Source organism: Stenotrophomonas maltophilia group sp. P373, assembly GCF_053295075.1.
In genome coordinates, this window is record NZ_CM129994.1 from 425,366 (window position 1) to 439,782 (window position 14,417).

Sequence of the window (14,417 nt, forward strand, 5' to 3'; positions counted from 1 at the left end):
GGGGATGAAGGCTTACAGCATCAAGCGGGCGGCGTTGTGCGTCGCCCTTGGGGCGTGTCTGGGTGTAGTGCTGCCCGGCATCGCGATGGCACAGAACGTGAGCGGCGCAGTTGCCGGCCGTGCAACCGCTGGTGACCAGGTGACCGTGGTCAGCAACAGTACGGGTCTGACTCGTACCGTTACCGTCGGCGCCGACGGCAGCTACCGCCTCGGCCAGCTGCCGGTAGGTGACTACCAGCTGCAGCTCAGCCGCGATGGCCAGAAGCTGGGCGATCAGGTTGCTGTCAGTGTGGCGGTAGGTGGTACCACCACGGTCAACCTGGCCAGTGGCGGCGGCGTCACCAATCTTGATGCCCTGCAGGTGGTCGGCACCCGAGTGGTCAACCGCGTGGACGTCTACTCCACCGAGACATCGTTCAACATCAACCGTCAGGAAATCTCGCGGTTGCCGGTGGCGCAGGACCTGTCTGCGGTCGCGCTGATGGCGCCGGGCGTGGTCGGCGGCAACTCGTCATTCGGCGGCCTGTCGTTCGCCGGTTCATCGGTGGCCGAGAATGCGGTCTTCATCAACGGCCTGAATGTCACCGACATGTACACCCGTCGCGGCTTCAGCACCGCGCCGTTCGCTTTCTTCAAGGAATTCCAGGTCAAGACGGGTGGCTACTCGGTCGAGTTCGGCCGCTCCACCGGTGGCGTGATCAATGCCGTGACCCGTTCGGGCAGCAACGAATTCGAGGGCGGCGTCGAAGTCACCGCCGAGCCCAGTGCGTGGCGCGCCAGTGGCGGCGACCACTTCCATCGTGATGGAACCCCGCATTCGTATGGCAGCCGCGACAACAACTCGTTCCTGAAGACGAACGTCTGGGGCTCGGGGCCGATCGTCAAGGACAAGCTGTTCCTGTTCGCGATGTACGAAGACCGCAACGACAAGGGACACAACACCTCGTCCGACGGCAGCACTTGGTTCAAGAATGATTCCGGCAACGGCTTCTGGGGCACCAAGCTGGACTGGAACATCAACGACAACCACAGCCTGGCGCTGCTGGCGTTCTCCGACGAGGGAGACGTCACTAATGCCTCCTATGGCTACAACTGGAACGCAGACGAGCTCGGTGCATGGGGCGGTGATTCGGTCACCGAGACGGGGGGACGCAACTGGTCGGCAACGTATACCGGCCACTTCGGGCAGAACTTCACCGCGCGCGCCATGGTCGGCCAGAACAACCAGCGTGCCTTCACCAATTCATCGCTGGATCAGGCCTGCAGCCCGGTGTTCACCGACAGTACCTACGGCCCGCGCCTGAGTAAGCTGCAGGGCCTGCGCGCAGGCTGCCACCCCACGGGCACGGCAGTGGCCGAGCGTGACGATACCCGTGACGTGGCGCGACTGGACTTCGAATGGCAGCTGGGTGACCACCTGCTGCGCTTCGGTGTCGACCGTGAGCTGATGACCACAAAGCAGTCCACCCGCTACCCCGGCCCGACCGAACTGAGCTACACCGCCTACGTGGCGCGCCCCGGCGATGAAGTCTGGGACGGTGCCAATGCCTACGTACCGGCTGGCGTTACCGAAATGCTGCGTGCGCGAAACCGCAAATCGGGCGGCACGTTCGAGACTGAAGCCAATGCCTTCTACGTGGAGGACATCTGGAACATCACGCCGAACCTGATGCTCAACCTCGGCGTGCGCTGGGACCGTTTCGAAAACCGCACCGCCGCCGGCAAGGCGTTCATCAAGATGGATGACCTGATCGCACCCCGCGTCGGCTTCTCGTGGGACATGCGTGGTGATGGCAGCACCAAGCTGTTCGGCAACGCCGGCCGCTACTACCTTCCGGTTACCAACAACATCAACGTGAACTTCGCCGGTGGCCTCACTGACGAATACAGCTACTACGTGCTCAACGGCTGGGAGCGGAAGACCTCGCCGACAGGCTCACCGTACATGGCACCGATCGTCGGCCAGCAGATCGGCCCGACCGACACCCGCATGAACACCGGCGGTGCCGACCTGCGCCAGAGTGTGGATCGCGACCTCAAGGCGGTCTACCAGGACGAGTACATCCTGGGCTTCCAGAACATGATCAACCAGGCATGGTCGTGGGGCGTCAACGCCACCTATCGACGGATGACCCGTGCGCTGGACGACATCCGTATCAATTACACCCCGTGCGGCCCGACCCCGAGCACGCTGTGGCCGATCGCCAACCCGGGCGAGAGCCTGACGATCTGGGGTGATAAGAGCATCGGCTGCGCCAACGAGGGCTGGATCACCATCGATACCGCCAACAGCGGTTATCGCAAGGGTGGCAGCGGTGAGGTGATCGGTTACTCCAAGCCCAAGCGCACCTACAAGGCACTGGAGTTCCAGATCGACCGTGCATGGGACGAGAAGTGGATGTTCAACGCGTCCTACCTGTGGTCGAAAAGCGAGGGCAATTTCGAAGGCCCTGTGAATTCCGATACCAACTACGGCGACACGGGCATGGTTCAGTTCTGGGACCATCCGGCCACCAACGAGCGCTATGGCGTGCTGTTCAACGACTTCCGCCACCAGTTCAAGCTGCGTGCCGCTTACGCGCTGAACAAGCAATGGTCGTTCGGAACTACGCTGCAGGTGCAGTCCGGTGGTCCCATCACGGCCTACGGCGTGATGTGGCCAAACGATTCCATCGCCGGTGGTAGTACCTCCAGCGAAGGTAGCGGTGGTGGCACCGGCTGGCTGTGCGTGGCCAGCTGTTCCGGTCCGTACAACCAGCGGCAGTTCGAGTACAGCCCACGCGGTGCGTTCGGTCGCCTGCCGTGGACCTGGAATATGGGCGCCAATGTGACCTGGCGTTTGCCGGTGGAGGGCATCGACCTCAGTGCACGGCTGTCGGTGTACAACCTGTTCAACAACCAGAAGACCATCAACGTGCACCAGCGCTATGAAGCGCAGCCCGGCCAGTACCGCGAGGCGACGTTCGCCACCGGGACGCGCTGGCAGGCCCCGCGCTACACCCAGCTGGTGGTGACCTGGAACTTCTGAGGCCACGATCCGCGCCGTCCACCGTGACGGCGCGGCAATGGAGGGGCTGCGCGCATGTACCACCTGCTGATCGCCGCGGCGGCACTGGCCGCACCGTCCGCTTCGGCGACCGACATCGCCTCCCTCGATGCCGACGTCGCCGCCGTGGTCCAGCACGAGCACCTGCCCGGGCTGGCCATGGCGGTGGTCGAGCAGGGGCGTGTGGTGTACCAGCATGCCGAGGGCGCGCGCGGCGACGGCGGCCGCATCGACCAGGACACGCTGTTCAAGATCGCCTCCAACAGCAAGGCGATGACCGCCGCGCTGCTGGCGCGGCTGGTGCAGCAGGGCAAGCTGCGCTGGGAGGATCCGGTGCGGCGGCATCTACCGGGCTTCCGCATGCACGATGCGTGGGTGGGCGAGCAGATGCAGGTGCGCGACCTGCTGATCCACAACAGCGGTCTCGGCCTGGGCGCCGGTGACCTGATGCTGTGGCCGGAGCCGAACGCGTTCACCCGTGCCGACATCATCGCGGGGCTGGCGCACCTGAAGCCGGTCAGCAGTTTCCGCAGCCGCTACGCCTACGACAACCTGATGTACGTGGTGGCCGGCGAACTGGCCGCTGCGACGGGTGGCAAACCGTATGACCAGTTGATGCGCGAGCAGGTGTTCGAGCCGCTGGGCATGACCCGCTGCCAAGTGGGGACGTGGTCGGTGAAGCGGGTCGGCAACGTGGCGCAGCCACATGCCTGGCGTGGCGACCACAATACGGTGGTGAACGCCGATGGTGCGATCAGCCCGGACCTGCCGTCGATGGCCGCCGGCGGCATCCGTTGTTCGCTGCGGGACATGACGCGCTGGATGCAGGTGCTGCTCGATCCCGCCCTGGCACCTGGCTGGTTGGATGCTGAGCAGCGCCGTACGCTGTGGACCCTGCACATGCCGATGCCGCTGGGTGAACGCCAGCGGCGTTGGGACAACGCGCATTTCTACGGCTACGGCTATGGCTGGCGGGTGTCGGACATGGATGGGCAGTGGAAGGTGGCGCACACCGGCACACTGTCGGGCATGTACTCGTCGCTGGCGCTGCTGCCTGAGCGCAAGGTGGGTGTGGTAATGCTGATCAACGGTGAAGGCGAGGATGCGCGCATCGCATTGATGCAGACCGCACTGAAGCGCTTCACCGCCCCCGATGAGGCGCGTCCGGCGCTGGCGTACCTGGCCGAACTGAAGGCTGACCAGGCCATGCGAGCGGCAGGCGGCCATCAGCGGCCGGCGACGTCGGAGGCACGGCCGACATCGGACGCCGATCTGCCGCGTTGGCAGGGCCGCTACACCGATCCGTGGCTGGGGCCGGCCTCGCTGTGCCCGGGCAAGGACGGCCTGCGCTTCAGCGTGGACAAGTCGCCCCGGCTGGAAGGGGCTGTGCTGCAGCTGCAGGGGCGCTGGCTGCTGCGCTGGGATACGCTGGGCGAAGACGCGCAGGCGTGGCTGCAGCCGGGTGAAGGCCTGGCACCGACACTGGACCTGCGCGCCATCGATCCGGACATCGACTTCAGCTATGACTTCCAGGACCTGCATTTCACTCGTACTGGCGATTGCCCTGACAGCGACCACCAGCGCCGCTGAGCCACCGCGCGTTTCACCGGCCACCGACGCGGCCAGCGCCGGGCTGGTGGAGATCCGTACGTTGTCGCCGCGCATCGACCTGGACATCCGCTATGCGGGCGCCAACAACTTCACCGGCGCGCGCGTGCCCGGCTACGAGGCGCCTTCGTGCTACCTGCTGGCGCCGGTGGCGAAGGCGCTGGCCGAGGTGGAACAGGACCTGCGCGCCGATGGCTTCGGCCTGCGCCTCTACGACTGCTACCGGCCGGTGCGTTCGGTGCAGGCCTTCATGGCCTGGGTGAACGATCCGCGCGAGCTCTCGCGCAAGGCACAGCAGTATCCGGACCTGGACAAGCCGCGCCTGCTGGCCGATGGCTACATCGCCGAACGCTCCGGCCACAGCCGCGGTGCCACGGTGGATCTGGGCCTGCTGGATTGCCGAAGCGGTGCATGTGCGCCGTTGGACATGGGCACTGACTTCGACTTCTTCGGGACACGTGCGCATACGCAGACGAGCGGGCTGAGTGAGACGCAGCAGGCGAACCGGCGGCAACTGGTGCAGGCAATGGCACGGCGTGGTTTCGTGAACTATCCGCAGGAGTGGTGGCACTACACGTTCCAGCCGGAACCGGATCCCGGCTCCGCGTACGACGTCCCGGTACGGTAGGGGTATCGGCAGGGCTGCGCCCTGCACCCGCGGTAGTGCCGGCCGCTGGCCGGCAACATCAGACGCAACAGCAACAGCGTGCGTTCCGTGGGTTGGCTGGGCGGTGCCGGAGTGCGGGGACGCCGTAAATCCGTCCATGGAGGCTTGGCAGCCGCATCCATGCGGCTGACACCCCGCATTCCGGCACCGCCCCGCCTCTGACAGTTTCCCGCGTGGTCCGTTGTAGAGCCGAGCCCATGCTCGGCTGCTCTTTGTTCAATCGTCGAATTATTCGATCTCGATGGAGACTCATCCACGCATGGCGTGGATCTACTGTGGCTGCCGATTGGGTCCGAAGCAGATCCCTTACACTGGCCGCCATCCCACCGTTGCCCATCCGATGAACCTTCCCCTGCACTTCGGCCTGCTCGGCACCCTCGAAGCCGGCGCCATCGCCATGCTGGTCGGGCTGCTGGTGTACTTCCTGTGGTCGCAGCTGTGCCGCCTGCTGCGGTGGTCGATGGGGCACGCGATCGGCTGGTCCTGCGTCATCGCCGTGATCATCGCCGCCGGCATCGATGCGTGGAAGCTGTTCTACATGGGCATCGTGCGGCTGGAATCGCCGCTGTACGCGCGCATCTTCCTGGCCACCATCCACGATCCGAACGAACTTGGCAGCCGTGTGGTGCTGGAAACCGCCGGTGCGCTCGCCGGTGTTGCTCTTGCATGGGTATTGTTCAGTTCGCGGTCATCGGAAAAAACCGTCGACTGACGCAGGTTTTTCGTTGCCTGCCGGTTAAATGCAGAGGCGCTGAATGCGCATCTTATGAGCCACTCACTTCACCCTAACCACCGCGCTAAAGCATGCGTGGAGGCGAGTGGTTAATCGCATGTGTGCGGGCCGGTCGTGGCGCAAAATCGATTCAGAAACGCGGTGGCAGGGTAGGTGCCGTGCGGAATCAACACGCCGCGCAACACCACCCAATTGGCAGGAGACACCCCTGATGACTATTCGCAACCGCAAGCCCCTGATCGCCCTGATCGTCGCCGCTGGCAGCGTGCTGGCCATCCCGGCGATGGCCCAGTCGGCCAAGCAGCAGGCCGCGCATGCACAGAACGAGGCCGCTCAGGCCCAGCAGGCGGCTGCACAGGCCGGCCAGGCCGCCGACCAGGCGACCAATGCGGCCGCAGCGGCATCGGCACAGGCCAATGGCGGTGGTCAGACCTGGGCCAGCATCGATACCGATGGCAACGGCACCATCAGCAAGACCGAGGCGCAGGTGAACGCCGGCCTTGCCCAGGTGTTCGACCAGGCCGATACCAACAAGGACGGCGAGCTGAGCGCCGATGAGTACAAGGCCTACGTGGCCGCCCAGCAGGCCGGCGCCGGTGGCGCAGCGCAGGGTGCACAGGGCAGGTAAGTCCTGCGTCGGGGCGTATGGGAACCCGGGCGGCTTCGGCCGCCCGGGTTTTTTTCGTCACCATGGCCCCTGTATCCTTGCGCGATGAACACCCCCACGCCTGCGCCGTCGCGCGCCATCGGCCTGGTCGGTTTTGACGGTGACGATACGCTGTGGAAGAGCGAGGACTACTACCGCAAGGCCGAGCAGGATTACCTTGACCTGCTGTCGCGCTATGTCGACGTGCATGACACCCAGACCGCCCGCCACCTGCTGGAAGTGCAGCAGCGCCACCTGGGCACCTTCGGCTACGGCGTCAAGAGCATGACCCTGTCGATGATCGAAGCGGCCATCGACATCACCGGCCAGCGCATCGAGGCCAAGGACATCCAGCGCATCCTGGAGATCGGCCACGACACCCTGCGCCACCCGGTCGAGCTGATCGATGGTGTACGCGAAGCGGTGGCGGCCATCGCCGAGCACTACCCGGTGGTGCTGATCACCAAGGGTGACCTGTTCCACCAGGAAGCGAAGATCAAGGTCGCCAACCTGGCCGAGCTCTTCCCGCGCATCGAGATCGTTTCCGAGAAGGACCCGGAGACCTACGCCCGCGTGCTGGCCGAATTCGACCTGCCGATGCAGCGCTTCGTGATGGTCGGCAACTCGCTGCGCTCGGACATCGAGCCGGTGGTGACCCTGGGTGGCTGGGGCGTGCATACCCCGTACGCAGTGACCTGGGCGCACGAGACCCAGCATGGCGTGGCCGACGACGAGCCGCGCATGGTCACCGCCGATACCGCCCACGACTGGCCGGCCGCACTGGCGGCGATCGAGGCAAAGGCCGCTGCGGCCTGACAGGGCCCGTCGGCTGCGGCAGAATCGGGGCATGAACCACCGACTGCGCGCGCTGATGTTGTTCCTGTTGCTGGCGCCGGCCACCGTGCTGGCCCAGCAGACCGCCGAGCGCTCAAGCGCCTACGACGTGGACACCGGCGACAGCTGGGTCGATGCCCAGCTGCAGGACATCAACCATTACGCCGAACGCTACCCCGACGCCTTCCTCGACGAAGTGTCGCGCTATGCCGACGTGCCGCGCGGCTACATCAGCGCGCTGTTCACCACCCACGGCTGGCAGGCCGGAGACATCTATTTCGCCTGCTTCTGGGCCAAGGCCAGTGGCCAGACCTGCCGCGACAGCGTGCGTGCCTTCAGCCAGGACCCGGAGGGCGGCTGGGAGGCGGTGGTCAAGCGCATGCCCACCAAGCCGGACAATCTGCACTACCGGGCTGTGCGCCATGCCATCGTGGCCAGCTACCAGCACTGGGACCGGCCGATCACGCTGGATGCCACCCTGAAGCGCCAGCTCAAGCGGTAGTGCCGGCCGCTGGCCGGCACCTGCACCATTCCAGGCATCCGGGGTTGCCGGCCAGCGGCCGGCACTACCCGGTCATGTTGCTCTGCGTATCGCCGCCGCCGGGCGCTCCGGCGACAATACGGGTCCGAGCTGTTCCCCGTTCCCGTAATCGAGTGACTGATGAGCGCCTCTTTCGTTTCGCCTGATGTGATCCGCCGCCTGTTCGCGCAGGCCATGTCCCGCATGTACCGCACCGAAGTGCCGCTGTACGGCACGCTGGTGGAACTGGTGGAGCGGATCAACGCGCAGGTGCTTGCCCAGGACCCGGCGCTGGCCGCGCAGCTGCAGCGCAACGACGAGCGTGCGCGGCTGGATGAAGAGCGTCATGGCGCGATCCGCGTCGGTACCGTGCAGGAACTGGCGACGCTGCGCCGGCTGTTCGCGGTGATGGGCATGTACCCGGTCGGCTACTACGACCTGTCGGTGGCCGGCGTGCCGGTGCACTCCACCGCGTTCCGCCCGCTGACCGGCGCGGCGCTGGCGCAGAATCCGTTCCGCGTGTTCACCTCGCTGCTGCGCCTGGAGCTGATCGAAGACGAAGCCCTGCGTGCCGAGTCGGCGAAGATCCTGGCGCGCCGCCGCATCTTCACCGACGGCGCGCTGGCACTGATCGACCAGGCCGAGCGCGACGGTGGCCTGTCGCAGGCCGATGCCGAGCGCTTCGTCGATGAAGCACTGGAAACCTTCCGCTGGCATGGTGACGCCACGGTCGACCTGCCGACCTACCGCGCGCTGCACAACGCGCACCGGCTGGTGGCCGACGTGGTCAGTTTCCGCGGCCCACACATCAACCACCTGACCCCGCGCACGCTGGACATCGACGCTGCACAGGCGGCAATGATCGAGCACGGCATGGCGGCCAAGGCCGTGATCGAAGGCCCGCCGCGCCGTGCCTGCCCGATCCTGCTGCGCCAGACCAGCTTCAAGGCGCTGGAAGAAGCCGTGCATTTCCCGGATGCCGAAGGTGGCGATGCCGGCACCCATACCGCGCGCTTCGGCGAGATCGAACAACGCGGCCTGGCGCTGACCCCGAAGGGCCGCGCGCTGTACGACCAGCTGTTGTCGCAGGCCCGCGACGCCGGTGGTGAAGGCAGCACCGGCGGCGACTACGGCCAGCGCCTGCAGGCGGTGTTCGCCAGCTTCCCGGATGACCATGACACCCTGCGCCAGGAAGGCCTGGGGTATTACCGCTACCAGCTGACCGACGCTGGCCGCGCCGCGCCGGAGCGCGTGGCCGATCTGCCCGCTGAAGTGCTGGTGGCCGCCGGCCTGGCCACGGCTGACCCGATCGTCTACGAGGATTTCCTGCCGGTCAGTGCCGCGGGCATCTTCCAGTCGAACCTGGGCGGCGAAGAACAGCGCGCCTATGCCGCGCATGCCAACCGCGAAGCCTTCGAGCAGGCCTTGGGCGTGGCGGTGAACGACGAGTTCGAGATCTACGAGCGGCTGCAGGCCGAATCGCTGGCGGCGCTGCGCGGGTAAACCGCTTGCCGTGGAGCCGAGCGTGGGCTCGGCTCTACAGGGATTCTGCGGAGCGGCCCCTTTGTAGAGCCGGCCGCTGGCCGGCTGTTGGGGAAGCCGGCCAGCGGCCGGCTCTACCCGAGGTCCGTAGCGGGCCTCAGCCCTTCATCGTGCCGGTATCCAGCCAGCGCTGGTGCCACGACAACGCTTCCGGCAGCAGGTGCGGGGTGTGCTTGCCGTAGCTCTCACGGCTGGCACGGTCGAAGTAATCCTGCAGCTGCGGGCGGAAGTCCGGGTGCGCGCAGCTGTCGATCAGCACCTGCGCGCGCTTGCGCGGGGTCAGGCCGCGCAGATCGGCCAGGCCCTGTTCGGTGACGATCACCGACACGTCGTGCTCGGTGTGGTCGACATGGCTGGCCATCGGCACGATCGCCGAGATGGTGCCGTTCTTGGCGGTGGACGGGCTCAGGAACGCCGACAGGAAACCGTTGCGGGCAAAGTCACCGGAACCGCCGATGCCGTTCATGATCCGCGTGCCCATCACGTGCGTCGAATTGACGTTGCCGTAGATGTCCACCTCGATCATGCCGTTCATGCCGATGCAGCCCAGGCGGCGCACCAGTTCCGGGTGGTTGGAGATTTCCTGCGTGCGCATGATGATGCGCTCGCGGTAGAAATCGATGTTCTCCTTGAACGTCTCATTCGCCTGCGGGCTCAGCGCGAAGCCGGTGCACGAGGCGTAGCTCAGCACGCCGTCGCGCAGCAGGTCGAGCATGCCGTCCTGGATCACTTCGGTGAACGCGGCCAGGTCGCGGAAACCGCTCTTTGCCAGGCCAGCCAGCACGGCGTTGGGGATGTTGCCCACGCCCGACTGCAACGGCAGCAGGTTCGGCGGCAGGCGGCCCTTCTTCACCTCGTGCTTGAGGAACTCGATCAGGTGCGAGGCGATCTGTTCGCTGGTCGCATCGATCGGGCTGAACGGGCTGTTGCGGTCCGGGCCGTTGGTACGCACCACGGCCACGATCTTGTCCGGGTCGCAGCGCAGCGCGGTATCGCCGATGCGGTCGTTGGCGTTCACCAGCGGAATCGGCTTGCGGTGCGGCGGCAGGGCGGTGCCGTAGTAGATGTCATGCATGCCGTCGACGCCGGCCGGCTGCCATTCGTTGACCTCGACGATCACCTTCCTGGCCAGGTCCAGCCAGGTCTTGTTGTTGCCGACCGAGGTGGAGGGCACCAGCGAACCATCTTCGCGGATGGCCGAGACTTCGATGACAGCGGTATCGATCTCGCCATAGAAGCCGAACCACACGTGCTGGGCGACGTGGCTGAGGTGGATGTCGATGTAATCCAGCTTGCCCTCGTTGATGCGGTTGCGCGCATCCGGGTCGCTCTGGAACGGCATGCGCATGGCGATGCCATCGGCCTTGGCCAGCGCGCCATCGAGTTCCGGCGCGGTCGAGGCGCCGGTCATCAGCTTGATCTGGAAGGGATTGCCCTGGGCATGCACCGCTTCGATGCGGCGGGCCAGTTCGACGGGAACGGCCTTGGGATACCCGGAGCCGGTAAAGCCGCTCATGGCCACGGTTTCACCGGGCTGGATCAGCGCGGCTGCGGCCTCGGCGGAGACCACGCGGTCACGGAGACGCGCGTTGGCGATGCGATCAACAGACATGACGACAGTGTTTCTGGGGGGAATCCCGATTATCGGCCATCCTCATCCGTACGGGGGGTTCTACCTTCGTGGAATGGCTTTTCCCCCAGGGGCTCACCCATACCCACCGGTTCTGTTTTGCAGTGCAGCGTGCAAAGTGCTTTCGCAGCCCGCACGATGGCCCTGCATCCCGACGTGGGGGAGGGAGCAGAGCCCGCTGGCAGTTCGCTGCAAGCGGGCTTTTTTATTGCCTGTGGCCCAGTGTGAATACGCGGCTCCCCTTCAGGGTCGGATCCTTTTGCCAAGGGCAAAAGGCTCTGACCCCACCAGCGGCATCAAGCGGCGGCATCTCGGGGGCAGAGCCCTTCGCCGTTGGCAAAGGGATCCGACCCCGCGAGAATCAGGGCATGACCCTCGCCCCCGCTGACCTGCCCGCCCCACTGCAGCCCCTTGTCGACCGCGCCCTGGCGCGCCTGGCCCAGGTCCTGCCCGAGCCCGTTCCTGCTGAACTGCTGCCGCTGCTGACCCGACTGGCGGTGGCCAGCGACTTCGCGCTGGACACCCTGGTGCGGCAACCGGCGCTGCTGGCGCAGCTGGCTACCCCCGGCTGCCCGCCGATCCCGCCACCGGTGCTCGATCCGCTGCAGCCCAGCGACTGGCCGGCGCAGATCCGGCGCTGGCGTACTGCCATGTCGACGCGGCTGATCTGGCGCGACCTGACCGGCCTGGACGACGTGGCACAGACCCTGGCCGGCGCCACCACCCTGGCCGAGGACTGCCTGCGGCTGGCGCTGGACGCGCTGCAGCAGGAATTCGCCCAGCGCCACGGTGTGGTCCGCGATGGCGAAGGCGCCGCGCAGCAGCTGGTGGTGTTCGGCCTCGGCAAGCTTGGCGGCGGCGAGCTCAACTTCAGTTCCGATATCGACCTGGTCTACGCCTATCCGCACGGCGGCGAATCCGACGGCCCGCGCGCGCTGGCCGCCGAAGAGTATTTCGCCCGCCTTGGCCAGCGCCTGGCCAAGCTGCTGGACGAAACCACCGTCGATGGCTTCAGCCACCGCGTCGACCTGCGCCTGCGCCCGTTCGGCAGCGCCGGCCGCGTCGCACTGTCGTTCGCGGCGATGGACCAGTACTTCCAGCGCGAAGGCCGCGACTGGGAGCGCTATGCGTGGCTGAAGGCGCGCGCGGTCGCCGGTGATATCGAGGCCGGCGAAGCGTGGCTGCAGACCCTGCGCCCGTTCGTGTACCGCCGCTACCTGGATTTCACTGCGCTCGATGGCCTGCGCGAGATGAAGGCGGCGATCACCGCCGAAGTCGCGCGCCGCGAGCTGCACGAAGACATCAAGCGCGGCGCCGGTGGCATCCGCGAGATCGAGTTCCTGTGCCAGGCGCTGCAGCTGATCCGCGGTGGCCGCGAGCCTGCGCTGCGCGAGCGCCGCCTGCTGGTGGCGCTGGACGCGCTGGTGGCTGCGGGGCAGATCGCGCCCGGGGACGGCAGTGCGCTGCGCGAGGCCTACCTGTTCCTGCGCCGCCTGGAGAACCGCCTGCAGATGCTGCGCGATGCGCAGACCCACGTGCTGCCCAGCGATGCACTGGACCGGCAGCGCATCGCCGTCGGCCTCGGCTACCCGGACTGGGACGTGCTGCGCGCGGCGCTGGCCGAACAGCAGCAGCGGGTCAGTACCGAATTCGCCGCGCTGCTGGCACCGCGCAAGGGCCAGGCCGCGCCCGACGCGCTGGCCAATTACTGGCGTAGCCTGCCCGAGGCCAGCAACGCGCCGTTGCTGGCCGAAGCCGGTTTCCTCGATGCCAATGGCGCCGACCAGTCATTGCGTGACTTCGCGCAGGGCACCGGCGTGAAGTCATTATCCGATGCGGCGCGTGCGCGGCTGGATCGCGTACTGCCCGCGTTGCTGCATGCGGCTACGCGTTCGCCGCAACCCGACGCTGCGCTCAAGCGTGTGCTCGGCCTGTTGCAGGCCGTGCTGCGCCGGACCAGCTATCTCGCGCTGCTGGACGAACAACCGAGCGCGTTGGCGCGTCTGGTCGATGTGCTGGCGCGCAGCGCGCTGCTGGCCGAGCGGCTGGCCGCGTACCCGCTGCTGCTGGACGAACTGCTGGACGTGCGCGTGTCCGGGCCGATGCCCGATGCGGCCGGCATGCTGGCCGAGTGCCAGCAGGTGCTGGCGGTGGAAGATCCCGAATCCGCACTGCGCTGGCTCAACGAGACGCGGCTGGCGCTCAGCTTCCGCATGGCGATGGCCACGCTGGATGGCCGCCAGGGTGCGGTGGACAGCACGCGGCAACTGGCCGAGCTGGCGCAGGCGGTGGTCACCACCGTGCTGGCGATGGCCGAGGCGGACATGCGCGCCGCGCACGGCGGGATTCCCGGTGGACGTTTCGCGATCATCGGCTACGGCAGCCTCGGCGGGCTTGAGCTGGGCTTCGGTTCCGACCTGGACCTGGTGTTCCTGCACGACAATCCGGCCGGCGTGGAGGCCAGCGATGGCGCACGTCCGCTGGAACCGGGGCGCTGGTATGCGCGGCTGGCACAGAAGGTGATGGCGCTGCTTGGTGCGGTCACCGCCGCCGGGCGCCTGTACGACATCGACGTGCGCCTGCGCCCGGACGGTGGCAAGGGTTCGCTGGTGTCTTCGTTGGCCAGCTACACCGAATACCAGCGCGAACGCGCATGGACCTGGGAACACCAGGCCCTGGTGCGCGCACGCGGCGTGGCCGGTGATGCCAGCCTGCTGGCCGATTTCGAACAGGTGCGTGCACAGACACTGGGTCGTGAGCGCGATCCGGCCACGCTGTATGCCGATGTGCTGAAGATGCGCGGCCGCATGCGCACTGAACTGGACCGCAGCGATGCCGCGCGGCTGGACCTGAAACAGGGTGCCGGTGGCGTGGTGGACCTGGAGTTCCTGCTGCAGACCGGCGTGCTGGCGCGTAGTGCGCAGCATGCGGCGTTGCTGCAGCCACGCGACACGCCGTCGCTGATCGATGCGTTGGCGGTTGCCGGTTTCCTTCCGGAAGACACTGCGCAAGCACTGCATGGCGCGCATGCCACGCTGCTGGATGTTGGCCTGGCCTGCACGCTGGACCGGCGCCCGCGACTGGCACCGACCACGCCCGCGATTGAAGACGCGTGTGCGGCGATTACGGCGGCGTGCAGAGCGGCGGAGCTGCCGTTCGGGTGAGTGGGTGCACCCATTAGAGCAATTGCC

The 14,417-nt window shown here is 66.8% G+C and carries 10 protein-coding genes; 9 read left to right on the forward strand and 1 reads right to left on the reverse strand.

Translation table 11 applies throughout. The features are described 5' to 3' along the window. Window positions 1–4 precede the first annotated feature (4 nt). From ACSYHF_RS01955 to hglS, 8 genes are all read left to right on the forward strand, one after another. Window positions 5–3,028 carry a TonB-dependent receptor gene (locus ACSYHF_RS01955; RefSeq protein WP_447576043.1) on the forward strand — a complete coding sequence of 1,008 codons (3,024 nt, stop codon included), beginning with the start codon at window positions 5–7 and terminating at the stop codon, window positions 3,026–3,028. A gap of 54 nt (window positions 3,029–3,082) precedes the next feature. Then, window positions 3,083–4,636 carry a serine hydrolase domain-containing protein gene (locus ACSYHF_RS01960; protein ID WP_447576044.1) on the forward strand — a complete coding sequence of 518 codons (1,554 nt, stop codon included), beginning with the start codon at window positions 3,083–3,085 and terminating at the stop codon, window positions 4,634–4,636. Then, window positions 4,569–5,282, forward strand: a complete 714-nt coding sequence (locus ACSYHF_RS01965) for a M15 family metallopeptidase (RefSeq protein ID WP_242441395.1) — start codon at window positions 4,569–4,571, stop codon at window positions 5,280–5,282. Before ACSYHF_RS01960 ends, ACSYHF_RS01965 begins: the two co-directional genes overlap by 68 nt. Window positions 5,283–5,661: 379 nt before the next feature. Next, entirely contained in the window at window positions 5,662–6,033 is a 372-nt protein-coding gene (locus ACSYHF_RS01970; protein ID WP_262221635.1) for a hypothetical protein, read from the forward strand. Window positions 6,034–6,265: 232 nt separating this feature from the next. Continuing rightward, window positions 6,266–6,682 carry an EF-hand domain-containing protein gene (locus ACSYHF_RS01975; RefSeq protein ID WP_005407824.1) on the forward strand — a complete coding sequence of 139 codons (417 nt, stop codon included), beginning with the start codon at window positions 6,266–6,268 and terminating at the stop codon, window positions 6,680–6,682. A gap of 84 nt (window positions 6,683–6,766) precedes the next feature. Then, window positions 6,767–7,516, forward strand: a complete 750-nt coding sequence (locus ACSYHF_RS01980) for an HAD family hydrolase (RefSeq protein WP_049413265.1) — start codon at window positions 6,767–6,769, stop codon at window positions 7,514–7,516. A gap of 31 nt (window positions 7,517–7,547) precedes the next feature. Beyond that, complete coding sequence (locus tag ACSYHF_RS01985; protein ID WP_065197237.1) at window positions 7,548–8,036, forward strand: hypothetical protein; 489 nt, start codon at window positions 7,548–7,550, stop codon at window positions 8,034–8,036. 159 nt (window positions 8,037–8,195) lie between these two features. After that, window positions 8,196–9,557, forward strand: a complete 1,362-nt coding sequence (hglS, locus tag ACSYHF_RS01990) for a 2-oxoadipate dioxygenase/decarboxylase HglS (RefSeq protein ID WP_164262202.1) — start codon at window positions 8,196–8,198, stop codon at window positions 9,555–9,557. A gap of 136 nt (window positions 9,558–9,693) precedes the next feature. On the opposite strand, the gene ACSYHF_RS01995 is transcribed toward hglS, so the two are convergent. After that, window positions 9,694–11,208, reverse strand: coding sequence for an acetyl-CoA hydrolase/transferase family protein (locus ACSYHF_RS01995; RefSeq protein ID WP_005415038.1), 1,515 nt, complete (start codon window positions 11,206–11,208; stop codon window positions 9,694–9,696). Between the two features lie 386 nt (window positions 11,209–11,594). Here ACSYHF_RS01995 and glnE point away from each other — a divergent pair, with 386 nt between their 5' ends. Further along, window positions 11,595–14,390 (forward strand): bifunctional [glutamate--ammonia ligase]-adenylyl-L-tyrosine phosphorylase/[glutamate--ammonia-ligase] adenylyltransferase, encoded by a 2,796-nt coding sequence (gene glnE, locus ACSYHF_RS02000; protein ID WP_447576045.1) that lies wholly within the window; start codon window positions 11,595–11,597, stop codon window positions 14,388–14,390. Window positions 14,391–14,417 lie beyond the last annotated feature (27 nt).

Bases quoted from the DNA above. Each gene is read 5' to 3' on its own strand.
- ACSYHF_RS01955 (WP_447576043.1), top strand. From the start codon at position 5: ATGAAGGCTTACAGCATCAAGCGGGCGGCGTTGTGCGTCGCCCTTGGG.
- ACSYHF_RS01960 (WP_447576044.1), top strand. From the start codon at position 3,083: ATGTACCACCTGCTGATCGCCGCGGCGGCACTGGCCGCACCGTCCGCT.
- ACSYHF_RS01965 (WP_242441395.1), top strand. From the start codon at position 4,569: ATGACTTCCAGGACCTGCATTTCACTCGTACTGGCGATTGCCCTGACA.
- ACSYHF_RS01970 (WP_262221635.1), top strand. From the start codon at position 5,662: ATGAACCTTCCCCTGCACTTCGGCCTGCTCGGCACCCTCGAAGCCGGC.
- ACSYHF_RS01975 (WP_005407824.1), top strand. From the start codon at position 6,266: ATGACTATTCGCAACCGCAAGCCCCTGATCGCCCTGATCGTCGCCGCT.
- ACSYHF_RS01980 (WP_049413265.1), top strand. From the start codon at position 6,767: ATGAACACCCCCACGCCTGCGCCGTCGCGCGCCATCGGCCTGGTCGGT.
- ACSYHF_RS01985 (WP_065197237.1), top strand. From the start codon at position 7,548: ATGAACCACCGACTGCGCGCGCTGATGTTGTTCCTGTTGCTGGCGCCG.
- hglS (WP_164262202.1), top strand. From the start codon at position 8,196: ATGAGCGCCTCTTTCGTTTCGCCTGATGTGATCCGCCGCCTGTTCGCG.
- ACSYHF_RS01995 (WP_005415038.1), bottom strand. From the start codon at position 11,208: ATGTCTGTTGATCGCATCGCCAACGCGCGTCTCCGTGACCGCGTGGTC.
- glnE (WP_447576045.1), top strand. From the start codon at position 11,595: ATGACCCTCGCCCCCGCTGACCTGCCCGCCCCACTGCAGCCCCTTGTC.